The sequence below is a fragment of the Streptomyces sp. NPDC006314 genome (assembly GCF_040613075.1).
Taxonomy (GTDB): Bacteria; Actinomycetota; Actinomycetes; order Streptomycetales; family Streptomycetaceae; genus Streptomyces.
Window position 1 is genome coordinate 1 of the sequence record NZ_JBEXRL010000022.1, and the last position, 23,551, is coordinate 23,551.

15 protein-coding genes and 2 pseudogenes are annotated in these 23,551 nt (G+C 71.0%); 8 read left to right on the top strand and 9 right to left on the bottom strand.

Features of this window, described 5'->3' with window-relative positions:
• The 7 genes and pseudogenes from ABZ079_RS30465 to ABZ079_RS30495 form a co-directional block, all read right to left on the bottom strand.
• Window positions 1-353 (bottom strand): annotated as a pseudogene (locus ABZ079_RS30465) (hypothetical protein); the annotation flags it as partial.
• A pseudogene (locus tag ABZ079_RS30470) lies at window positions 350-858 on the bottom strand (hypothetical protein). The pseudogenes ABZ079_RS30465 and ABZ079_RS30470, both read right to left, overlap by 4 nt.
• Before the next feature lie 200 nt (window positions 859-1,058).
• Complete coding sequence (locus tag ABZ079_RS30475; protein WP_356942659.1) at window positions 1,059-1,580, bottom strand: DUF1990 domain-containing protein; 522 nt, start codon at window positions 1,578-1,580, stop codon at window positions 1,059-1,061.
• Between the two features lie 71 nt (window positions 1,581-1,651).
• Window positions 1,652-3,313: a M4 family metallopeptidase gene (locus ABZ079_RS30480; protein WP_356942660.1), complete on the bottom strand. Its 1,662-nt coding sequence runs from the start codon at window positions 3,311-3,313 to the stop codon at window positions 1,652-1,654.
• 251 nt (window positions 3,314-3,564) lie between these two features.
• Entirely contained in the window at window positions 3,565-5,604 is a 2,040-nt protein-coding gene (locus ABZ079_RS30485; RefSeq protein ID WP_356942661.1) for a M4 family metallopeptidase, read from the bottom strand.
• 345 nt (window positions 5,605-5,949) lie between these two features.
• A complete protein-coding gene (locus ABZ079_RS30490) occupies window positions 5,950-7,713 on the bottom strand; it encodes an ABC transporter ATP-binding protein (RefSeq protein WP_356942662.1) in 1,764 nt (587 codons plus the stop codon).
• Window positions 7,710-9,464, bottom strand: coding sequence for an ABC transporter ATP-binding protein (locus ABZ079_RS30495; RefSeq protein WP_356942750.1), 1,755 nt, complete (start codon window positions 9,462-9,464; stop codon window positions 7,710-7,712). The genes ABZ079_RS30490 and ABZ079_RS30495 overlap by 4 nt, the downstream gene beginning before the upstream one ends.
• 223 nt (window positions 9,465-9,687) lie before the next feature.
• Between ABZ079_RS30495 and ABZ079_RS30500 the strand changes: the two genes are divergently transcribed.
• Window positions 9,688-11,538: an ABC transporter ATP-binding protein gene (locus ABZ079_RS30500; protein ID WP_356942663.1), complete on the top strand. Its 1,851-nt coding sequence runs from the start codon at window positions 9,688-9,690 to the stop codon at window positions 11,536-11,538.
• Window positions 11,535-13,394: an ABC transporter ATP-binding protein gene (locus ABZ079_RS30505; protein ID WP_356942664.1), complete on the top strand. Its 1,860-nt coding sequence runs from the start codon at window positions 11,535-11,537 to the stop codon at window positions 13,392-13,394. Before ABZ079_RS30500 ends, ABZ079_RS30505 begins: the two co-directional genes overlap by 4 nt.
• A gap of 140 nt (window positions 13,395-13,534) precedes the next feature.
• Here ABZ079_RS30505 and ABZ079_RS30510 read toward each other — a convergent pair whose 3' ends face one another.
• Both ABZ079_RS30510 and glgX read right to left on the bottom strand, forming a co-directional pair.
• Window positions 13,535-14,032, bottom strand: a complete 498-nt coding sequence (locus ABZ079_RS30510) for an RICIN domain-containing protein (protein WP_356942665.1) — start codon at window positions 14,030-14,032, stop codon at window positions 13,535-13,537.
• Between the two features lie 608 nt (window positions 14,033-14,640).
• Entirely contained in the window at window positions 14,641-16,884 is a 2,244-nt protein-coding gene (gene glgX / locus ABZ079_RS30515) for a glycogen debranching protein GlgX (RefSeq protein ID WP_356942666.1), read from the bottom strand.
• A gap of 274 nt (window positions 16,885-17,158) precedes the next feature.
• Here glgX and ABZ079_RS30520 point away from each other — a divergent pair, with 274 nt between their 5' ends.
• From ABZ079_RS30520 to ABZ079_RS30545, 6 genes are all read left to right on the top strand, one after another.
• Window positions 17,159-18,328 carry an Ig-like domain-containing protein gene (locus tag ABZ079_RS30520; protein ID WP_356942667.1) on the top strand — a complete coding sequence of 390 codons (1,170 nt, stop codon included), beginning with the start codon at window positions 17,159-17,161 and terminating at the stop codon, window positions 18,326-18,328.
• 217 nt (window positions 18,329-18,545) lie between these two features.
• Window positions 18,546-19,721, top strand: coding sequence for an Ig-like domain-containing protein (locus tag ABZ079_RS30525; RefSeq protein WP_356942751.1), 1,176 nt, complete (start codon window positions 18,546-18,548; stop codon window positions 19,719-19,721).
• A 79-nt stretch (window positions 19,722-19,800) separates the two neighbouring features.
• Window positions 19,801-20,568 carry an enoyl-CoA hydratase-related protein gene (locus ABZ079_RS30530; protein WP_356942668.1) on the top strand — a complete coding sequence of 256 codons (768 nt, stop codon included), beginning with the start codon at window positions 19,801-19,803 and terminating at the stop codon, window positions 20,566-20,568.
• A gap of 297 nt (window positions 20,569-20,865) precedes the next feature.
• Complete coding sequence (locus ABZ079_RS30535) at window positions 20,866-21,369, top strand: ATP-binding protein (protein WP_356942669.1); 504 nt, start codon at window positions 20,866-20,868, stop codon at window positions 21,367-21,369.
• A 170-nt stretch (window positions 21,370-21,539) separates the two neighbouring features.
• Window positions 21,540-22,358, top strand: coding sequence for a polysaccharide deacetylase family protein (locus tag ABZ079_RS30540; protein ID WP_356942670.1), 819 nt, complete (start codon window positions 21,540-21,542; stop codon window positions 22,356-22,358).
• The gene (locus tag ABZ079_RS30545; protein WP_356942671.1) at window positions 22,358-23,545 is read left to right on the top strand and encodes a hypothetical protein; all 1,188 of its coding nucleotides are present in this window, start codon (window positions 22,358-22,360) and stop codon (window positions 23,543-23,545) included. Before ABZ079_RS30540 ends, ABZ079_RS30545 begins: the two co-directional genes overlap by 1 nt.
• Window positions 23,546-23,551: the final 6 nt, after the last annotated feature.

The following is a 23,551-nucleotide window of genomic DNA, read 5'->3' on the forward strand; positions in this document are numbered from 1 at the left end:
GAGGCGTACGGATTGCCGATGGCCGCGTTCTCGACGACCTTGAAGGTGCCCTCGACGTACTGGTCGGTCTCGTAGTACGTGCCCGCCGCCAGGCCGGTCTTCTGGGCAAACCCGTTGCCCTCGTTGATCAGCGACCGCACCCCCCACTCCCAGCGCTCGCAGAACGACTTGAACTCGTCCGTCAGCCCCTCATGCCCCAGCTCCAGCCCGGACAGCGCGATGTCACCGAAACCGCGACCGGCCCCGGCCTCGCCGACCATGCCGAGTTCCTTCAGCTCCCCCAGCGCCTCGGTCAGGCCCTTGGCGATCAACCCGAGCCCGTCCGCCGTCAGATCCTTGCCGCCACCGCTCACTCCACGTCCCCCGTCCCCGCCTCGATGTCGACCGCCACCTCGCTCGGCACGATCCCGCGCACCGGTGGGAACAGCGCGCCCTCACCCTCGCTGCCCACGTCCAGGGCCACCCCGCACGGCACCCCCACGGCAGGAACCGCGGCCTCCAGCAGACGCGCCCCGAGCCACCGCTGATACGCCCACTCCCGATCACCTTCACCCCGCGCGAGCGCGAAACGGGCCAGCGCATGCTCGTTCGAGAAGGCGTAGATCCAGCGGACGCCGCCATAGTCGGCGGTCAGGAGGCCGACGTTCTCCGCGTCGAGGGGGAGAGTACGGCCGCACGCCGGAACTCGCCCAGCAGTACGGCGAACTCGCGGCGCCTGCGCTCGGCGGAGTCCGGGGGATCGGGAGGGGTCGCTGCATGCTCGAGCGAAGCGGTGCCCTCGGATGCCGCTGGTCCGGTCGTGTCCCGCTGGTCGGTGCGGGCCAGTCCCAGGTAGTCGTACAGCCGCGACCTGGGCATTCGAGCCGTCGAGTCGGCATCGCCCCCGTGGTCAGCCATGATTCAGATCATGACATCGGCCCTTTGCCGACTGCAACGAAGAACGCGGCCGACCGCTCGGATATGGCCGAACACCATCCCCGCACACACGGCAGAGCGCGGGTTCTCTCAGGCCGGCCGCGCGGTAGGGGGGACGGCGGGGGCCGGCAATGCCTGGTACGTCATGCCTCCGTCAGTCCCGCGCACAGCCTCCTCAGTACCACTCCGCACCGCCGCGCGTACGCGTGCTGCAAGCCCCGTGTCGCCGGGCCGCCGGCGCGGGCATACCACTTTGCCGCCCTGCTGAATGCGGCGACCGTCAGCCAGACCGTGCCGTCGCCCGTGCGGTCGACCACGAAGGCCTCCTCGCCGCACTCGGGGTGGCCTTCCAGGGTGCCGTAGGCCCAGCCGGCGCGGCGGGCTTCCTCGACCGTCCAGACGATCCGGCAGGGTGCCTTGACGAGGGCGGCCAGGGTGACCGTGACGTCGACACCGGGGGCCGCGCGGTCGGCCGTGGCGTCGATGCCGACGCCGAGCGCCCGGTGCATCTCCCAGGTCAGCACCGCCTCGGCGGCCCGCCGGAAGACCTCGTGGCCCTCGCCGAGGCGGGTGCGGACGAGCATGGGGTGGAAGCCGGGCGGGCAGAGCGTCAGGTCGTCGCGGGTCGCGCCGACCGGCTCGTAGGTGAAGGGCGCCGAGGACATGGGTCACAAGAGTAGGGCGGCACCCGGGACGCCTTGTTCCCGGGTGCCGCCCTGACACGGCTCACAAGCGGTTAGGCGACGTTGACCGCCGACCAGGCCGCCGCGACCGCCTTGTACTCGGTGCTGGTGGAGCCGTACAGCGCGGACGCCGCGTTCAGGGTCGCCGTGCGGGCGGCCTTGTAGTTGGTCGTCGACGTCATGTACGTCGTCAGCGCCTTGTACCAGATCTGCAGCGCCTTGGCGCGGCCGATGCCGGTGACCGTGGAGCCGTTGGAGGTCGGCGAGTTGTAGGTCACGCCGTTGATCGTCTTCGAACCGCTGCCCTCCGCGAGGAGGTAGAAGAAGTGGTTCGCGACGCCGGACGAGTAGTGCACGTCCTTGTTGCCGACCGTGGAGGACCAGTAGTCGGCGGAACCGCCGTCCTTGCTGGGCTTGTCCATGTAGCGCAGCGGGCTGCCGTCGCCGTTGATGTCGATCTCCTCGCCGATGAGGTAGTCACCGACGTCGGCGGAGTTGGCCGCGTAGAACTCCACACCCGTGCCGAAGATGTCCGAGGTGGCCTCGTTCAGACCGCCCGACTCGCCCGAGTAGTTCAGGCCCGCGGTGTTGGAGGTGACACCGTGGCTCATCTCGTGGCCGGCGACGTCCAGCGAGGTGAGGGGGTTCACGTTGCCCTCGCCGTCGCCGTACGTCATGCAGAAGCAGCCGTCGTCCCAGAACGCGTTGACGTACGCGTTGCCGTAGTGCACGCGGGTGTAGGCGCCGACGCCGTTGTTCTTGATGCCGCTGCGGCCGAAGGTGCTCTTGTAGAAGTCCCAGGTCTTCTGCGCACCGTAGGCGGCGTCGACGGCCGCGGTCTGGTCGGTGCTGGAGCTCGACGCCGCACCGGTGCCCCACACGTTGTCGGCGTCCGTGAACAGCGTGCCGGTGCCGGACGTCTTGTGGGCCAGGTTGTAGGTCTTGTGACCGCCCCGGGTGGTGTCGTACAGCTGGTACGTGGACCCCGACAGGTTGGTGGTGAGGCTGACGGTGCCGGAGTACAGGCTCTTGCCGGTGCCGGTCGCGTTCTCGATGCCCTGGTACGCGTAGAGCTTCTTGCCGGTGGCCGCGTCGGAGATGACGTGCAGCTGGTTCGGGGTGCCGTCGTCCTGCAGGCCGCCGACGATCGTCTCGTAGGCGAGGACGGGCTTGCCGGAGCCGGCCCAGATCACCTTGCGGGCACCGTCCGCGGTGGTCTTGGCGGAGCCGAGGGTCTTGGCGGCGGACACCGCCTGCTTCTCGGCCTTGGCCGCGCTGATCTGCGGCGTGAGCGAGGCCACCTTGATGGCCGACTTGGCCGCTCTGGTGACACCCTCGGTCTTGCCGGACTTGGCGGTGTGGACGATCAGGTCGCCGCCGAGCACCGGCAGGCCCGCGTAGGTGCGCTCGTAGCGGGTGTGCAGCGTGCCGTCGACGTCCTTGACGACGTCCTTGACGACCAGCTTCTCCTTCGCGCCGAGGCCTATCTGCCGGCCGGTCTCGGTCGCGTCGACCTGGGCCTGCTTGATCAGGGTGGTGCGGGCCGCGGCGGACAGCGTGGTCGGGGCGGCGGCCAAGGGCTTGGCGGCGGCGGACCCGGCCGGGGTCTGGGCGCTGGCACTGGTGGTCAGACCGGTGGAGATGAGGGCTCCGGCGGCGACGGCGGTGGCGATGGCCAGAGTGGTGCGCTTGTGACGCGCGTAGAGGGGGCTCACGCAAGCTCCTTCTCGTGGGGGAGTCCGGACAGTGTGGGGTTACTGGCCGGAGTGTGTGGCGTAGCGAAGTTGCTGTGCTGCTGCGGCGGGTGGAGAGAGAGTGACATCAGGGACGCGTACATGTCAGGACCCTGAAGTGATGTTGGCTGAAAGTCGACTGTCCGACAAACATTGCAGGAGTGTGAACGAGGGCCGCCCGAGGGTGTGGGACCCTCGGACGGCCCTGTGTTCTCAGGCCTGTGGCGCGCGGTTTACGGGAACGTCAGCTTCCAGCTGTTGATCGTTCCGGTGTCGTACGCGGCTTGATCCTGCACCTTCAACTTCCAGGTCCCATTGGCCGGTTCCGCCGAGGCGTTGACCGTGTAGGTCTCCTTCACGTTGTCCGCCGAGTCGGAGGAGCTGAAGTTCTTCAGGCGGTACGCGGTGCCCGACGGGCCGACGAGATCGATCACCAGGTCACCCCGCCAGGTGTGGGTGATGTCGACGCTCACCTGGAGGTTGCTCGGCGCGTTTCCGGTCCTGCCGGAGACGGTGATGCTCGAGGTGACGGCCGGCCCGTTGTCCGGGACGGACACCGGCGTGGTGCTCTCGTACGACGTACCGCCGCCACCCCCGCCGCCGGAGCGGGAGCCGACCCCGACGCCCGCCCAGGCGTCCTGCACCGCCTTGTACTCGGCGCTGGTGGTGCCGTACAGCTCACCGGCCGCCGCGAGGGTGCCGGTGCGGGCGCCCGCATAGTTGGTGGTGGACGTCCACTTGGTCGTCAGCGCCCGGTACCAGATCTGCAGCGCCTTGTCCCGGCCGATGCCGGTGACCGGAAGCCCGTCCGCGGTCGGCGAGTTGTAGCTGACGTTGTTGATCACCTTGGTGCCGCTGCCCTCGCTGAGCAGGTAGAAGAAGTGGTTCGCGGGGCCCGACGAGTAGTGCACGTCGACGCCGCCGATGCCCGAGTACCAGTTGTCCTTGGACGCGCCGTCCTTGCTGGGCTTGTCCATGTAGCGCAGCGGGCTGCCGTTGCCGTTGATGTCGATCTTCTCGCCGATGAGGTAGTCGCCGACATCGGAGGAGTTGTTCGCGTAGAACTCCACGCCGGTGCCGAAGATGTCCGAGGTGGCCTCGTTCAGACCGCCGGACTCACCGCTGTAGTTCAGGCCCGCGGTGTTGGAGGTGACGCCGTGGCTCATCTCGTGTCCCGCGACGTCGATCGAGGTCAGCGGCTTGGCGTTGCCGGAACCGTCGCCGTAGGTCATGCAGAAGCAGCTGTCGTCCCAGAACGCGTTCACGTACGCGTTGCCGTAGTGGACGCGGGAGTAGGCGCCGACGCCGTTGTTCTTGATGCCGCTGCGGCCGAAGGTGGTCTTGTAGAAGTCCCAGGTGACCGCGGCGCCGTAGTGGGCGTCCGCGCCGGCGGTCGCGGCGTTGGAGTTGCTGCCGTTGCCCCAGGTGTCGGAGGACTGGGAGAACAGGGTGCCGGTGCCCGAGGAGCCGTGGTTGAGGTTGTACGTCTTGTGGCCCCCGCGCGCCCCGTCGGTGAGCGTGTACGTGGAGCCCGACTGGGTCGTGGTCAGCGTGACCTGCCCGCTGTACTGGGTGTTGCCGATGCCGTTCTTGATGCCCTGGTACTCGTAGAGCTTCTTGCCGGTGGCCGCGTCGGTGATGACGTGCAGCTGGTTCGGGGTGCCGTCGTCCTGCAGACCGCCGATCACCGTCTCGTACGCCAGCACGGGCCTGCCGCTGGCCGCCCAGATCACCGTGCGCACGGAATCCGCGGCCGACTTGGTGCCGCCGAGGGCCTTGGCCCGCTGCACGGCCTGCTTCTCGGCCGCGGCCTTCGACACGGCCGGGGTGAGCGAGGCGACCTTCAGGGTGGCGTTGGTGGCCCTGACGACGTCCATGGTCTTGCCCGACTTGGCCGTGCCCACGACCAGGTCACCGCCGAGCACCGGCAGGCCGGCGTACGTCCGCTCGTAGCGGGTGTGCAGCGTGCCGTCGGCGTCCTTGACGACGTCCCGGACGACCAGCTTCTCCTTGCCGCCGAGGCCGATCGATCTGGCGGTGGTCGCCTTCGTGGCGTCGGCGTGGCGTATCAGCTCGGCGCGCTGCGAAGGGGTGAGCTTGAGAGCCACGTGGGCCGGGTTGACCTTGCCGGCCTGCGGCTTCGCCGGTGCGGCGGTGGCTGCGCCCGCCTGGACGGCGGCGGCGATCAGGGCGGCGACACCGGCGAGGGCGACGGTGGCGGTGCGGCGGTGCGGTATGTGGGAGGTGCGTCCGCGAGAGGAATTGCTTCTCAACACTGACTCCTTCTGCGTGACCGCGGGCTGCGCGGCCAGGGGAGACCGGACGGTGGGTTGGGACGTCCGGGCAGATCAGGGCGTTGCGCGGAACCACGTGCAGGTGCGGAGCCGGCTCACGCGAAGTGTGCAGAAGATGTGGGGTTGCTGTGAGTCGGCCAGGGAAGAGTGACAGGGGATCACCACACCTGTCAGGACCGCGTCACAAACTTGGCCGGAAATGCTCCGTTGACCGGATGTTCATGTTCGGTATGCGAACGGTTGGGGGTGGAGTCGCCGAGGGCGCGGGGACCTCCGCGACCAGCCCCCACGCACCTGCACCCGGCCGACGGCCTCACGCCGCGCTCAGTGTTCCGCGGCGTCCCCGTGCCACGTCCGCCACAGCGCCGCGTACGCCCCGCCGGCCGCCACCAGGTCCTCATGTGTGCCCAGTTCGGTGAGGCGGCCGTCCTCCATGACCGCCACCCGGTCCGCGTCGTGGGCGGTGTGGAGGCGGTGGGCGACGGCGATGACCGTGCGGCCCCGGAGGACCGCGGCCAGCGCGCGTTCGGTGTGACGGGCCGTGGCGGGATCCAGCAGGGCCGTCGCCTCGTCGAGGATCAGGGTGTGCGGGTCGGCCAGCACCACGCGGGCCAGCGCCAGCTGCTGGGCCTGGGAGCCGTCCGTCCGCCGGCCGGACGGGCCGAGGCGGGTGTCGAGGCCGTCCGGTAGCGCACGGACCCAGTCGTCGGCGCCCACCGCCGTGAGCGCCGCCCACAGGTCGGCGTCCGTGGCGGACGGTTCGGCGATCAGCAGGTTGTCCCGGACCGTGCCGAGGAAGACATGGTGTTCCTGGGTGACCAGCACCACCTGGCGGCGCAGCAGCTCCGGCTCCAGTTCGGCGACCGGCACACCGCCCACCGTCACCGTGCCGGCCCCGGGCCGGTCGATGCCCGCGAGCAGCCTGCTGAGGGTCGTCTTGCCGGCCCCGGAGGGGCCCACCACCGCGAGCCGCTCCCCGGGCCGTACCGTCAGATCCACCCCGCGCAGCACCTCGCCGCCACGCTCGTAGGAGTACCGGACACCGCGCACATCGATCCGGTCGTCCGCCGGCACCGGGGACCCGCCCCCGGCTTCGCCGCGCGGCGCCCGCGCCAGCCCCTCCACGCGCGCGAACGACGCGCCGCTGCTCTGCAGTTGCTCCACCCGCATCAGGATCTGGTCCAGCGGTTCGGTGAACTGCCGCAGATACAGCGCCGCAGCCACCACCGCGCCGACCCCGACCGCGCCCCGCGCGTGCAGCCACCCGCCGAGCAGCAGCACCCCCACCACGGGGACCGTGTACGTCACCTCGACCGCCGGGAAGAACACCGTCCGCAGGAACAGGGTGTGCAAGCGGGTCCGGCGGGACGTCTCCAGCGCGTCCCGGCTCGCCGCGATCCGGCGCCGCCGGAGCCGGAACGCCTCGACGGTCCGGGCCCCGGCCGCCGTCGAGGCGACGATCTCCGCGACCTCCGAGGTGGCCGCGCCCTCGGCGAGATAGCCGTCCCTGGCCCGCCGCAGATACCAGCGCAGCGCCAGCCAGATCGGTGTCAGCCCGAGCAGCCCGAACGCCCCGAGCAGCGGGTCGAGCGCGAACACCGCGCCGAGCACGAACAGCGCCTGCACGGTGTTGACCAGCAGCTCGGGGCCGACGTCCCGCAGCGTGGTACCGACGGTCGCCACGTCCGCCGTGCCGCGCGCCGTCAGATCGCCGGTGCCGGCCCGCTCCACCACCGACGCGGGCAGCGCCAGCACCCGTTCGACGTACTCCTCGCGCACCCGGGCCAGCGTCCGCTCCCCGAACCGGTGGCTCACGTAGCGCGCCCAGCGGGCCAGCACCAACTGCACGAGCGAGGACAGCAGGATCCACAGGGCCAGCCGGTCCACCGTGCCGACCCCGTGCCCGGCCCGCACCTCGTCGATGATCCGTCCGACCAGCCACGGCCCGACCAGCCCCGCCCCCGCCGCCAGCGCGTTCAGCAGCAGCGCGGCGGTGAACGCCCGCCCGTCGGCCCGCACCAGCCGCAGCGCGGCCCGCCGTACCTGAGCCCGGTCGGCGACCGGCAGCAGCCCCTCACCCGTCGTCACCGCACGGCCTCCCCGGCGTCCGTCGCCTCCACGGGCCTGTCCTGCGTGTCCTCGGAGTTCTCGAGGTCCCGTGCCACCAGCGCCCGGTAGCCCGGCTCCCGGGCCAGCAGCCGCCGGTGCGGGCCGCTCGCCGCCACCTTGCCGTCGACCAGGAAGACGACCGTGTCCGCGCGGTCCAGCACCAGCGGGGAGGTGGACGTCACCACCGTCGTACGGTCCTTCCGCGCCTCGCGCAGCCGCCCGGCGACCGTCGCCTCCGTGTGCGCGTCCAGGGCGGAGGCCGGCTCCACGGCCAGCAGCACCTCCGGGTCGGCCAGCAGCGCCCGCACCAGCCGCAGCCGCTGCCGCTGCCCGCCGGACAGACTGCGGCCCTGCCCGGCCACCAGTGCGTCCGGCCCGTCCGGCAGTCCGCGTACGACGTCCTCGGCGGCGGCCGCGTACAGGGCCCGGCCGAGGGCCGTGTCACCGGCCGGGCGCTCGGCGGCCACGACCTCTCGCAGCGGCCCCGCGAACAGGTCCGCCTCGTTGTCCGCGACCAGGACGCGTCCGCGTACGGCGTCCAGCGGGACCGCGTCGAGCCGTACCCCGCCCCAGGTGACGTCGGTCGGCCCGTACCGGCCGAGCCGGTCGACCACGGCCGCGGCCTCCGCGGGCCGGGCGGCGGCGAGCGCGGTCAGCCGGCCCGGCACCACCCGCACCCCGGACGCGGGATCGTGCAGCTCGGCCGGCCCGTCGGGCGGCGGCAGCGTGCCGATGTCCGGCTCCGGCTCAAGCCGCAGCAGCCGTACGACCCGGCGCGCGGCCACCACACCCCGGTTCAGGTCGTAGGCCATCTGCACGAAGAACGCCACCGGTCCGATCAGCACCGCCACATAGCCGTACACCGACACCAACTCGCCGACGGTCATCTCCCCCTGGGCCGCGAGGCGCGCCGCGAGCCAGGTCACCACCGCCAGGAACAGGGTGGGCAGGCCCACGCCGAACGCCTGCACCCAGCTGGCCACCGCGCCCACCCGGTAACCCTGCGCCCGCAGCCGCTGCGAGTCCCGCCGGAAGGCGTCCGCGAACAACCCCTTCCCGCCGAGGCCGTTGAGGACGCGCAGGCCGCCCGCGAGGTCGCCGATGCGCGCGGCGAGGACCCCCTGCCGCTCCCGGTACTCGCTCTCGGCGCCCTGCAGACGCAGCGTCAGTGGGCCGGTGAGCAGCGCGATCACCGGCACCCCGAGCAGCACGACCGCGGCGAGCGGTGCCGAGACGGTCAGCAACAGCCCGGCCACCACCGCGTAGACCACGATCGAGCCGACGCCCGGCCCGACCACGGTCAGCGCCTGCGCGAGGGTCTTGACGTCGCCGACCCCGATCGTCACCACCTCTCCGGCCCCGGCCCGGCGCGGCAGCGCCGCCCCGAGGCGCACCACATGCCCCACGACCACCTTGACCGTGCGGAAGTTGGCGTCCATCCGGACCCGGGTCATCGTCCGGTGCCGCAGGATGCTCAGCCAGGCGTTCACCGACCCGACCACGAACATCACCGCTGTCCACCCGGCCAGCACCCCCAGCCGCCCCGGCACCAGACCGTCGTCCACCGCCCGCGCCAGCATGTACGGCTGCGCGGCCAGCAGCACCATCCACGTACTGCCCAGCAGCGCTCCGGCCGCCGACCGGCCCGGCTGGCGCAGCACCAGCCACCACAGATAGCGCCAGCCGCCACGGGTGTCGGGCGTGCCCGGGTCCTCGTAGGCGTCGATCATCCATCCCCCGATCCGCTCGGCCTCGCCGGAAGCGCGCCCCGACACCAAACGTCGAACCTATCCAGGGAGGGGACAGCCGCTCCATGGAATAAAGAGGCCGGTCGACGCCGCGGCGCCCGCCTGGTCCGGCCCCTCGGACACGCAGGTCCCAGGACCGACGGCGGAGCGGGGCCAGGCCGAAAGTCGGTGGCGTTGTCAGTGCCGATCCGTAGGCTCGCGAGTGATGCCCACGACACGTGCAACCACCGAACACCGTTCCGCCGTACGCACCCTGCTGCGGCTGTGGCCGTACGTCCGCCCCGTCCGCGCCCGGCTGTTCACCGCCGCGTTCGTCGCGGTCGTCGCGTCCTGCACCGGGCTGGTGATCCCGCTCGTCCTGAAGTGGATGGTCGACGGCCCGGTCGCCGACCGGGACCCGGCGGGTGTCTGGCGCGGCGCGCTGTACCTTCTCCTGCTCGGCATCGCCGAGGCGGTCCTGTTCGGCATAAGGCGCTGGCTCGTGGCCCGGCCGCTGTCGCACGTCGAGGCGGAGATGCGCGCGGGGCTGTACCGCCATCTGCAACGGCTGCCCGTGGCCTTCCACGACCGCTGGGCGTCCGGCCAACTGCTCTCCCGGGGCACGACGGACCTGATGCTGCTGCGTATGTTCCTCGCCTTCCCGCTGACGTTCCTGCTCGTCAACGGGGTGACCATCCTCGTCGGCGTGGTGATCATGCTGCTGCAGGACTGGGTCCTGGGCCTGGTCATCCTCGGGCCCGCCATCCCCGTGATGTGGACCTGCGTGGTCTTCGAACGGCGGTACGCGGAGGTGGCGCGGCGCGCGCAGGACCAGGTCGGCGATCTGACGACGGTCGTCGAGGAGAGTGTGCTCGGCATCCGCATCATCAAGGGCTTCGGCCGCCACCGCAGCCAGGCGCGGGCGTTCCACCGGCTGTCCGGCACCCTGCGCGGCACCGAGCTGCGCAAGGCGCGGCTGCTGGCCGCCATCTGGGGTGTCATCGTGACACTGCCCGAGGTGGCGATCGGTGCGGCGCTGGTGCTGGGGGCGGTCCAGGTGGCCGACGGTGCCCTGTCGGCGGGCACGCTGGTCGCCTTCCTGAGTACGGCGCTCGCGCTGCGGTGGCCGGTGGACTCGATCGGTTTCCTGCTGGCGATGAGTCAGGAGGCGGCGACGGCGACCGAGCGGTACTTCGAGGTGATGGACGAGCAGCCGGAGGACGTCGTGGGCCGGGAGCCGGCCGCGCGGCCCGGCGCCGACGGGGTGCCGCACTTCTCCGGGACGGGTGCCGTCCCGCGCGGCACGACTGCCCGCGGCCTGTCGGGCTCCGATGGCCTCCGCTTCGAGAACGTCTCCTTCCGCTACCCGGACGCACCTCCCGACTCCCCGCCCCTCCTCACCCACATCGACCTGCACATCCGCCCCGGCGAGTCCATGGCCCTCGTCGGGGCCACCGGCAGCGGCAAGACGACACTCACCGCGCTCGTCCCGCGCCTGCACGAGGTCACCTCCGGCCGCATCACCCTCAACGGCACCGACATCACGGCGATGCCCCGCGCGGAACTCCGCGCGAAGGTCGCCGTGGCCTTCGAGGAACCCACGCTCTTCTCCACGAGCGTCGGCGAGAACGTCCTGATGGGAGCCGCGGACGGCGCCGAAAAGGCGGACCTCGACCGGGCCCTCGCGGTGGCGCAGGCCGAGTTCGCGCACGCGCTCCCGCAGGGCACCGACACCCGCGTCGGCGAGCAGGGCCTCAGCCTCTCCGGCGGCCAGCGGCAGCGTCTCGCCCTCGCCCGCGCGGTGGTCGGCCGGCCGGAGTTCCTGGTGCTGGACGACCCGCTGTCCGCCCTGGACGTGCACACGGAGGCCGCCGTCGAGGCGGCGCTGCGGCAGGTCCTCGCCGACACCACCGCCCTGATCGTGGCCCATCGCCCGTCCACGGTGCTGCTCGCCGACCGGGTCGCCCTGCTGTCCGGTGGCCGGATCGCCGCCGTCGGCACCCATCACGAACTGCTGCGCGGCAGCGCCGAGTACGCCCATCTGATGTCCGGGGAACAGCAGGAGGACTCCCGTTGACCACCACGACCACCTCCACCCCGGCCGTCGCCGAGGACGACGAACACGGCCACCCGCGGGACACGGGCGACCCCTTCGACCGCGACGTCCTGCCCACCCCGCCCGGCGCCACCTGGGCCCTGTTGCGTTCGCTGCTCGTGCCCATGAAGGCCCGGGCGGCACTCACCGCGCTCCTGCTCCTGCTGCAGCAGGCGGCCGTGCAGGCGGGCCCGCTGCTGGTGGCGTACGCCATCGACAAGGCCGTACCGGCGTTCCGGGACCACCGGCACGGCCCGCTGGTCGCGGTCGCCGCCGGCTATCTGCTGTGCGCCCTCGCCTCCGGTGTGCTGCAGTTCGCGTTCATCGAGACCTCCGCCCGGGTCAGCCAGGACGTGCTGCTGGATCTGCGCGGCCGGATCTTCCGGCACGCGCAGGCGCTGAGCGTCGACTTCCACGAGCGGTACACCTCGGGCCGGCTGATCTCCCGCTCCACCACGGACGTCGAGTCGCTGCGGGAACTCCTCAACGACGGGCTCCAGGAGCTGGTGACCGTCGTGCTGTCCTTCGTCTACATCTCGGCGATGCTGCTCTGGCTCGATCTCGGGCTCGGCGCGGTCGCGGTGGCCTCCTTCGTGCCGCTGTATCTGCTCGTCCGGGTCTACCAGCGGCGTGCGGGACGGGTGTACCGGGCGCGGTCCACGGCGATCGCCGCGGTGATCGTGAAGTTCGTGGAGACGATGAACGGCATCCGTCCCGTGCGTGCCTTCCGCCGGGAGGCCGCGAACGAGACCGGGTTCGCCGCCCTCAACCAGCGGCACGAGCGGACGAACGGGGACGCGCTGCTGGAGATGGCCCGCTATGTGGTCGGATCCCGGCTGGTGGCCAACACGGCGGTCGCGGGGATCGTGCTGTGGGGCGCCCACCGGGTGGCGTCGGGCTCGCTGGAGCTGGGTGTGCTGGCGGCGGCGGTGCTGTATCTGCGCCGGCTGTACGACCCGATCGACCGGCTCGGCATGTTCCTGAACTCCTACCAGTCGGCCGCCGCCTCCCTGGAGAAGATCGCCGGGCTGCTGGCGCAGACCCCGTCCGTGCCCGAGCCGACGGCTCCCCGCGAACTGCCGCCGCTGGAGGGCGGGTTCCCGGGCCGTGAGGTGGTCTTCGACGGCGTGCGCTTCGCCTACCGCACGGGCGGCGAGGTGCTGCCCCGCTTCGACCTGACCCTGCCGGCCGGGCAGACCGTCGCCGTCGTCGGCACCACCGGCGCGGGCAAGTCGACCCTGGCCAAGCTCCTCGCCCGGTTCTACGACCCTTCCGAGGGGCGCGTGCTGCTGGACGGGGTCGACCTGCGCGAGCTGCCCGTAACCGAACTGCGGCGCGGGGTCGTGATGGTGACCCAGGAGGCGTTCCTGTTCTCCGGTACGGTCGCGGACAACATCGCCATCGGCCGGCCCGACGCCACCCGGGAGGAGATCGAGCAGGCCGCGAAGGCGATCGGCGCGCACGAGTTCATCGACGCGCTGCCCGACGGCTACGACACCGACGTCCGCAAGCGCGGCGGCCGCATCTCGGCCGGGCAGCGCCAACTGGTGGCCTTCGCACGGGCGCTGCTGGCCGACCCGGCGGTGCTGATCCTGGACGAGGCGACCAGTTCTTTGGACATCCCGGGCGAGCGGGCGGTGCAGCGGGCGATGTCGACGGTGCTGCGGGGCCGTACGGCGGTGGTGATCGCGCACCGGCTGTCGACCGTGGAGATCGCGGACCGCGTGCTGGTGATGGAGCACGGCCGGATCGTCGAGGACGGCCGTCCGGACGAACTCATCGCCGGCACGGGCGGATTCGCCGACCTGCACAGGGCGTGGCGGGAGAGCCTCGCCTGACCCGGCCGGCCGGTTGCCTGGACGGGGAAGGGAGAGGGCCCCGGGGACATCGAATCCCCAGGGGCCCTCTTGATGTTCGCCTTCAGTTACTCACCGGTCCTGCGGCACTTCTCGCAGCGACTCCGGGCCGTTGTTGTTTACTATACCCAGTGCCACTTCTGGTCCTTATTGCCGTTGCAGCCCCACTGGATCGCATTGGTTCCCTTGCCGAAGCTGCCGGACCCGGCAAGGCACTTCTTGGAATTGCGGTTGATAATCTCGGCTCCGCTACCGGACTTCCAGTACCACTTCTGGTCGGGGTTTCCGTTGCAATCCCACACGGAGATCTTTGCGCCCTGCGACTTCGAGCCGCCGGAAATGCCCAGGCATTGGCCGTTGCCGTTGATTATCTGGTAGAAGCTCCCGAGGACGTCCTCGCCGACGTAATTGAAGGTCCAGACCTGATCGCGGTTACCGTTGCACGACCACATGTATCCAACAGTGCGATCTGCCCCGTTAAGGCTTCCCAGGCAATAGCCATAACCGTTCTTCAGGCTGTGACCGCCCGCCGCCGACGCCGTCGGCGCGACCCCGACAACCGTCACCATTGCGGCCGATATGGCACCTGCCGCGATCGACGCGCGCGCAAACTTGTTCATAGTCAAATTCCTTCCGGGAAGTGTCCGTGAGTGCATTTTCGCGATCAGGGCACGGGCAAGCCGCCCCAGGATCGGCCTTGGCCTGTAGGTCCCGGCGCCTCAGCGTGCTGAGCGCCTAGGCCGCACCCCCCATTCACGGGCGAACCTTCATCTCATCGGGCGTCACGCCCGATATCGAGATCATATACTACTGATCTTCAGGTGCCGCGTTAGGCGGCCGGGTCATGCCCGGTATAACCGGACTCGAGTCCTCCGGTAAATGAGCTGGTTGAACTGTGGCGGGGTGTGTGGCGACTGATTCATGAATCGGAGACGGGAGGGCGACCCAGGAGACGTGAGGAAGTCATGCTGGAGCCACCCCATTCATGACACGGAACTGGGCGGTGTTCTTCGGCGGCAAGACCCCTTTTGCCGCCGCTGTCACGCTCAGGCATGGGCGCAGCGGACCGTCACGAACGTGTCGTACTCACCGGCCCGAGCCTGTTCCGTCCCCACGGTCCCCGTTCTCGCCGGCTGTCCACACGAAGAGAAAGGCTCTGAACCGCGGAGGCGTTGCACTGGGCCGGCGTGATCCGCGTCACGCACGGCCGGTGCACAGCCCCAGGGATTCAGGCGACCCGCAGCAGCAGCACCGCCCGCGCCGGAACCGTGATCCGGGTCCCCGCCGGGTGGATCGTTCCCGGTGCCTCCGCCTGCTCCTCGGCGGAGGTGTCCACGACCACCTCGTACCGCTCCGCCCACGGCGGACCGGGCAGCACGAACCCCGTCGGCCGGTCGCCGGCGTGCAGCACCGCGAGGAAGCTGTCGTCCACGACCGGCGCGCCCCGCTCGTCCCGGCCCGGGATGTCCCGCCCGGACAGATACATGCCGAGCGTGGCCGCGGGCGCGTACCAGTCGCCCTCGGTCATCTCCGCGCCCCGCGAGGTGAACCAGGCGAGGTCCCGCAACCCGTCCGCGGTCTGGGACCGGCCGGAGAAGAAGGCCCGCCGGCGCAGCACCGGATGCCGATGACGCAGCGCGATCAGCCGGGAGGTCAGGTCGAACATCGCCCGCCAGCCGGGCTCCTGGAGCAGCGACCAGTCCAGCCAGCTGATCTCGTTGTCCTGGCAGTAGGCGTTGTTGTTGCCGCGCTGGGTGCGGCCCAGTTCGTCACCGGCGACCAGCATGGGCACGCCCGTGGAGAGCAGCAGGGTGGTGAGGAGGTTCCTGAGCTGCCGGCGCCGCAGCGCACGGACACGCTCGTCGTCGGTCTCGCCCTCCGCCCCGCAGTTCCAGGAGCGGTTGTCGTCGGTGCCGTCCCGGTTGTTCTCGCCGTTGGCCTCGTTGTGCTTGCGCTCGTACGACACCAGGTCGCGCAGGGTGAAACCGTCGTGCGCGGTGACGAAGTTGACGGAGGCGTAGGGGCGGCGGCCGCCCCAGGCGTACAGGTCGCTGGAGCCGGAGAGGCGGTAGCCCATCTCGCGCACGTCCGGCAGGGCGTGCCGCCAGAAGTCCCGGACCGCGTTGCGGTAGCGGTCGTTCCACTCCGTCCACAGCGGCGGGAAGGCACCGACCTGGTAGCCGCCCGAGCCGATGTCCCAGGGCTCGGCGATCAGCTTCACCCGGCGCAGCACCGGGTCCTGGGCGATGACCGCCAGGAACGGCGAGAGCATGTCCACGTCGTGCATGGAGCGGGCCAGCGCCGCCGCGAGGTCGAAGCGGAAGCCGTCGACGCCCATCTCCGTCACCCAGTAGCGCAGCGAGTCGGTGATCAGGCGCAGCACCTGGGGCTGGACGACGTGCAGGGTGTTGCCGCAGCCGGTGTAGTCGGCGTACCGGCGGGCGTCGCCCTGGAGCCGGTAGTAGCCGCGGTTGTCGATGCCCTTCAGGGACAACGTCGGCCCCAGCTCGCCCGCCTCCGCGGTGTGGTTGTAGACCACGTCGAGGATGACCTCGATGCCGGCCGCGTGCAGGGCCCGCACCATCCGCTTGAACTCGCCCACCTGCTGTCCGGTCGTGCCGGAGGCCGCGTAGGCCGCGTGCGGGGCGAAGTAGCCGATGGAGTTGTAGCCCCAGTAGTTCTTCAGGCTCCGGCGCAGCAGGTGGTCCTCGTGCGCGAACTGGTGCACGGGCAGCAGCTCGACGGCCGTGACGCCCAGCCGCACCAGGTGCTCGACCGCGGCCGGGTGCGCCAGTCCGGCGTAGGTGCCGCGCAGTTCCTCGGGGATGCCGGGGTGCAGCTTGGTGAAGCCCCGCACATGCAGCTCGTAGATCACCGAGTCCGCCCAGGGCGTCTTGGGGCGCCGGTCGTCGGACCAGTCGTCGTCATCGTGGACGACGACACCTTTCGGCACGTGCGGCGCCGAGTCCCGTTCGTCCCGCACCGTGTCCGCGACCTGCTGCTCCGGCCAGTCCCGGACGTGCCCGTATACCTCCTGCGGAAGCCGGAACTCGCCGTCCACCGCCCGGGCGTACGGGTCCAGCAGCAGCTTGGCCGGGTTCCAGCGGGCGCCGGTCCACGGGTCCCAGCGGCCGTCGACCCGGTAGCCGTAACGCTGTCCGGGCATCACGCCGGGCACGAAACCGTGCCAGATCTCGTGCGTCAGTTCGGTGAGCGGAACCTGCGTCTCCCGGCCCCGCTCATCGAACAGGCACACCCGGACCGCCTCCGCCCCGGCCGCCCACAGTGCGAAGTTGGTGCCCGCGACCCCGTCCGGGCCGACCCGGAACCGGGCCCCCAGCGGGGTCGGCGCACCCGGCCACACCGTCGGGGCGGGCGGTATGGCCCGACGGGCGCCGGTCACCGCCGCCGGTTGCCCGCTCCCGGCGGCCGGCTCCCCGGCCGGTGCCCGCTGCTCGGCTGCGCTCGTCACCTGTCGGCCCCTCTTTCAGTGGCTCGCCCCGGGGCGGCGCAGCAGGCCGCGCCTGAGAGCCGAGCGCGCCTGTCGGCAGACCCGGCCCCCGGCACGGCTGCGCCCCGACGGCTCCGACGCGGGCGCGGCGGCTCCCCACCGTGTCGTCCTTCCCTCTGTTCTGCCCAGTGCGTGCGTCGCACTCACGTTTCCCCGGAGCGGGCCGGTCGTTGAGCCCCGCGTGAGGCACGTACAAGGACGCGCGCGGCGCGCGCGGGCCGCGTTGGCGGCCGTAATGATCGGCACAGCACTGTTGGCCGGCTGCTCTCCGGACGGATCGGGACCGCTGGGCATGGGCGGGGCGCTGGGTAAACCCCGGGCCCCCGAGGACGTCATCCGCGTCACCCCCGAGGACGGCAGCAAGGCCGTACGCTCCGGTGACCGGCTGCGGGTACGGGTGCCCGGCGGGCGCCTGGAGAAGGTGACCGTGGTCAAGTCGCAGGACGCGCAGGACTCCCCGGTCCCCGGGCGTATCAGCGACGATGGCCTGACCTGGCGGCCCGACGAGGACCGGCTGGCGCTCGCTGCCAAGTACACCGTCGACGCGGTCGCGCTGGACTCCCGGGGCCGCCGCTCCGCCCGGCACACCACCTTCACCACCTACGTCCCCGACGAGCGGTTCATCGGCTACGTCACCCCCGAGAACCGTGCCACCGTCGGCACCGGAATGATCGTCTCCCTCTCCTTCAGCCGGGAGATCGACAACCGGGCCGCCGTCGAACGGGCCGTCCACGTCAGCGCACAGCCCCCCGCCGAGATCCGCCCGCACTGGTTCGGCAAGGGCCGCCTGGACTTCCGCCCCGAGCACTACTGGAAGCCCGGCACCGAGGTCACGGTCGACCTGGACCTGCGGGACGTCGAAGGCGCGCGCGGGGTCTACGGGCTGCAGGACAAGACGTTCGCCTTCACCGTCGGCCGCAGCCAGGTCTCCCTGGTCGACGCGGTCAAGCACACCATGGACGTACGGCGCGACGGAGAGCTCCTCGCCACCGTCCCCATCACGGCGGGCGCCCCCAAGCACCCCACCTACAACGGGAAGATGGTGGTGATGGACATGCTGGAGGTCACCCGCATGAACAGCCGCACCGTCGGCTTCGGCGGCGAGTACGACATCCCCGACGTCCCGCACGCCATGAAACTCACCGACTCCGGCACCTTCCTGCACGGCAACTACTGGGCCCCGGACGCCCCCGGCCAGGTCAACGTCAGCCACGGCTGCGTGGGCCTGAGGGACGTCAAGGGCGGCGGTTCGGACACCCCGGCGGGCTGGTTCTTCGACCGCAGCCTCATCGGTGACGTCGTCGAGGTCGTCCACAGTCAGGACAAAACGGTCGCGCCCGACAACGGCCTCGGAGGGTGGAACATGACCTGGAAGGAGTGGAAAGCGGGCAGTGCGGTGAAGTAACCAGGTGAGGGGCCATGTTGGGTGGCGAGGGTGCCCGGCGGAAGTTGCGACGGAACGGTGACCTTCGCCTGACTCCCTGCTCAGAACCCGGCGGTTAATATGCGCGCACCAGTGTGGTGGGGAGCGGGCCTGACCAGGCCCGGCGAGGGGAGACGACTTGAACGTGCGGCCTATACCTGGGGCGTCGACGGGGGGCTGGGGGCGAGGCCGTAAGGGGCTGGTGCTGATATCCGGCGCCCTGCTGGTGGCTGTCACCGCCTGCGCCGGGGGCGGCGACTCGGGGTCCGGCCCGGGCTCGGGCAAGGGCAAGGACGGCAACCAGCAGGGCGAGCAGTCGACGGCCGCCGTCAGCATCTCGCCCAAGTCCGGGGCCACGGGCGTCGACACCAGTGACGCCCTCAGGGTGAACGTCAGCCAGGGCAAGCTGACCCAGGTCACCGTCAAGGACGCCAAGGGCGCGAAGGTCGACGGCGCGATAACCGGCGGCGGCGCCTCATGGGCGCCGTCGACCCACCTGGCCGCCGGCACCAAGTACACGGTGCACGCGGTCGCCAAGGACTCCGAGGGCCGGGAGGCCGCCGAGGACTCCTCGTTCACCACGCTGACCCCGAAGAACACCTTCGTCGGCTACTTCACCCCCGAGGACGGCTCCACCGTCGGCGTCGGTATGCCGTTCTCCGTCCGGTTCACCCGGGGCATCACCCGCCCCGAGGACGTCGAGAAGGCCATCACGATCAGGACCGAGCCGGCCGTGGACGTCGAGGGCCACTGGTTCGGCAACGACCGCCTGGACTTCCGCCCCGAGAAGTACTGGAAGGAAGGCACGAAGGTCACCGTCGACCTCAACCTGGACGGTGTCGAGGGCCGCGACGGCGTCTACGGCGAGCAGCACAAGACCGTGAAGTTCACCATCGGCCGCGACCAGGTCTCCGTCGTGGACGCCAAGAAGCACACGATGAAGGTCACCCAGGACGGCAAGGTCATCAAGACCATCCCGGTCACCACCGGCAAGCCCGGCTACGAGACCTGGAACGGCCAGATGGTCATGAGCGAGAAGCTGACCGTCACCCGGATGAACGGCGAGACCGTCGGCTACGGCGGCGAGTACGACATCAAGGACGTCCCGCACGCCATCCGCCTCACCACCTCCGGCACCTTCATCCACGGCAACTACTGGGGCGGCGGCGCCTTCGGCAACTACAACGCCAGCCACGGCTGCGTCGGCCTGCGCGATGTGCGCGGCGGCTACGACAGCGGCGTCCCGGCGGCCTGGTTCTTCAACCACTCGATCGTCGGTGACGTGGTGGTCGTCAAGAACTCCCACGACCGCACGGTGGACCCGGGCAACGGCCTCAACGGCTGGAACATGTCCTGGGCCGACTGGAAGAAGTGACCCTCACCGATGTACGGGCCCGGTGCTGTGAGGAACGGCACCGGGCCCGTAGCCGTTAGTCCCCGTTAACCTGCTCTGCATGACCGTCACTCTCGAAGTCGCCGAAGGCGTCGGCACCCTGCGGCTCGACCGTCCGCCCATGAACGCGCTGGACATCGCCACCCAGGACCGGCTGAAGGAACTGGCCGAGGAGGCCACGCGCCGCGATGACGTGCGCGCCGTGGTGATCTACGGCGGCGAGCGGGTGTTCGCGGCGGGCGCGGACATCAAGGAGATGCAGAACATGGACCACGCCGGGATGGTCCTGCGCGCCCGCGCCCTGCAGGACTCCTTCACCGCCGTGGCCCGCATCCCCAAGCCCGTCGTCGCCGCCGTCACCGGCTACGCGCTCGGCGGAGGATGCGAGCTGGCCCTGTGCGCCGACTACCGCATCGCCGCAGACAACGCCAAGCTCGGCCAGCCCGAGATCCTGCTCGGCCTGATCCCGGGCGCCGGCGGCACCCAGCGGCTGTCCCGGCTGGTGGGCCCCTCCAAGGCCAAGGACCTGATCTTCACGGGCCGTCAGGTCAAGGCCGACGAGGCCCTCTCCCTCGGCCTGGTGGACCGGGTCGTCCCGGCCGCCGAGGTGTACGAGCAGGCGCACGCCTGGGCCGCGAAGCTTGCCCAGGGCCCGGCGATCGCGCTGCGCGCGGCGAAGGAGTCCATCGACACCGGTCTGGAGACCGACATCGACACCGGGCTCGCCGTCGAACGGAACTGGTTCGCGGGTCTGTTCGCCACCGAGGACCGCGAGCGGGGCATGCGCAGCTTCGTGGAGGAGGGGCCGGGCAAGGCCAAGTTCCTCTGAGTGTCAGCGGTGTGACCTTCCCGCAACTCCCTTGGTGTCACGTGCAGTTGACGCGTCGTCTCTTCCGGTTCCCTCGATGGGGCGGTTATGGGAGCCTTAAGGCAACCTTAAACCTGCCGTGTCGAGGGAGCTTGACGCTTGCCCGGAGGTGGGCTGTCGCCGCAGGTCAGACGGGCCGCATCGGGCGCCGGTATGCCCTCGGCATATGCCGATCGACGGGCGCGCGAAGGGGGCGCGCGGGGGGCGTATTCCTTCAGAACAGCCCCCGAGGCGGCTCCGCGCCGCCATCATGGGGGCATGGCGGGGCTGGAGGGCATCGAACAGCCGCGGGGACACAGCCGTGCGGCCGCGGCACGCTGGTCGCCCGCGGTCGAGGACGAGCAGGCGCTCAAGGCGCTCGAACTGTTCGGTAACCCGGCGGAGGCGGAGGTGCCGCTGCCGTCCCGCCCGGAGTCCGCGGCCACCGCACGCCGGCTCGCCCAGGTCGTCGTTCTGCGCACCTGGCGGCTGGGCCCCAAACTCACCGAGGACGCCGTCTTACTCGTGTCGGAGCTCGTCGGCAACGCCGTACGGCACACCGGCGCCCGGGTCTTCGGCCTCCGGATGCGCCGCCGTCCCGGCTGGATCCGCGTCGAGGTCCGCGATCCCTCACGCGGGCTGCCCTGTCTGATGCCGGTACAGGACATGGACGTCAGCGGCCGCGGACTGTTCCTCGTGGACAAGCTCTCCGACCGGTGGGGCGTGGATCTGCTCCCACGCGGCAAGACGACCTGGTTCGAGATGCGGGTCGCCGACCGCTGAGCGTCCCGAAGGGGCGCGGGGAACCGCGCGACCAGACAGGACGGGCGCGCGGCCGGGCGACGGCCGATCGCGGTGCTTCCCGCGAAGTGCCCGGGGTATTGCCGCCACCGCGACCCGAAATCGCCTCCCGATCGGGCTAATCGGCGGTTTTCTCCCTCATCGCCCCTTAAATGGTGCGGGTGACCACGACCAACCGACGCGGGATGCTGCGCGCGGGCGCCGGGCTCGCCGCCGGCGGCGCGCTCGCCGCCGGTTGCGGCTCCGGCCGGGCCGTACCGCCCGCCACCCCGGCATCCGCGTCCGCCCCCGCCTCCCCGTCCGCCGCCCGCACGTCCGGCCGGCCCGTGGCCACCACACAGGCCGCCCCCGGCCCCCGCGCCTACCCCGGGCAGCCCGTCCAGATCACCCACGGCCCGCGCACCCGCCCCCGGGTCGCGCTCACCTTCCACGGCCAGGGCGACCCCGCCCTCGCCCACTCCCTGCTGAGCGAGGCCGAGAAGCAGGGCGCCCGGCTGACCGTGCTCGCCGTCGGCACCTGGCTGGACGAACACCCCGGCGTCGCCCGGCGCATCCTCGACGGTGGCCACGACCTCGGCAACCACACCCAGCGGCACATCGCCGTCAACGCCCTCGCCGGGGCGGACGCCCGCAAGGAGATCACCGACTGCGCCGACCGGCTCGAGCGGCTCACCGGATCCATCGGCGCCTGGTTCCGCCCCTCCAGGGCGCCCACCGCCTCCCCGCTCGTCGCCCGGCTGGCCCGCGCCGCGGGCTACCCGCACGTGCTGTCGTACGACGTCGACTCGCTTGACTACACCCGCCCCGGCGCCGCCGCCGTCACCCGCAAGATCCTCGCCGACGTGACGAACGGATCGGTGGTGAGCCTGCACTTCGGATATCCGGACACGGTCGCCGCGCTGCCCGACGTCCTCCACGAACTCGACCGCCGTGGACTGCGCGCGGTCACCACCACGGAGCTGCTGAGCTGATGCGAACCACGAAAGCCACCCGCCTGCTGGCCGCCGGCGCCGCCCTCACCGCCCTGACGCTGCTGTCCGCGTGCGGCGGTGGGGGCCGCCACCCGGAGGACGAGGCCCTCGGAAGCAAGGCACCGGTCCAGCCGCAGGTGAAGAAGGCCCAGGTGCACGTGTTGCCCGGGATGCCGCCCGTGGAGGACCCGACCGACGTCTACGCCGCCGACCGACCCAACCGGCTCTCGCCGGTGGTCAGGGACTTCCCGTCCCGGGTGTACGTCCCCAACACCAACTCCGACACCGTCACCGTCATCGACCCCAAGACCTACCAGGTCGTCGAGACGATCCCGGTCGGCGACCAGCCCCAGCACGTCGTACCGTCCTGGGACCTCAAGACCCTCTGGGTCAACAACGACCTCGGCAACAGCCTCACCCCGATCGACCCGAGGACCGGCAGGGCCGGAAAGCCGGTCGACGTCCACGACCCCTACAACCTGTACTTCACGCCCGACGGCAAGTACGCCGTCGTCATGGCCTCCATGGACCGCCGGCTGGTCTTCCGCGACGCGCACACCATGAAGGTCGTCAAGTCCGTGCCGGTCAGCTGCCACGGCGTCAACCACGCCGACTTCTCGATCGACGGCCGCTACTTCATCGTCTCCTGCGAGTTCAGCGGTGAGATCCTCAAGGTCGACACCGCGAAGATGAAGGTCGTCGCCCAGGAGAAGCTGCCGTTCCAGGGCGCCATGCCGCAGGACGTCAAGATCTCCCCGGACGGCAAGCTGTTCTACATCGCCGACATGATGGCCGACGGGCTGTGGATCCTCGACGGGGACAAGTTCACCCGGCCCCGGTTCCTCGCCACCGGCAAGGGCGCCCACGGCCTCTACATCAGCCGGGACTCCCGCGAGATGTACATCTCCAACCGGGGCGAGGGCTCCATCTCGATCTTCGACTTCCACCGGAACCGGCTCACCAAGAAGTGGCATCTGCCCGGGGGCGGCAGCCCCGACATGGGGGGCGTCTCGGCCGACGGCAAGGTCCTGTGGCTGTCCGGCCGGTACAACGCCGAGGTGTACGCCATCGACACCCGCACCGGCGCCGAACTGGCCCGCATCAGGGTCGGCGGCGGCCCCCACGGCCTCGCCGTCTATCCGCAGCCGGGCCGCTACTCGCTCGGGCACACGGGGATCTTCCGCTGACGCGAG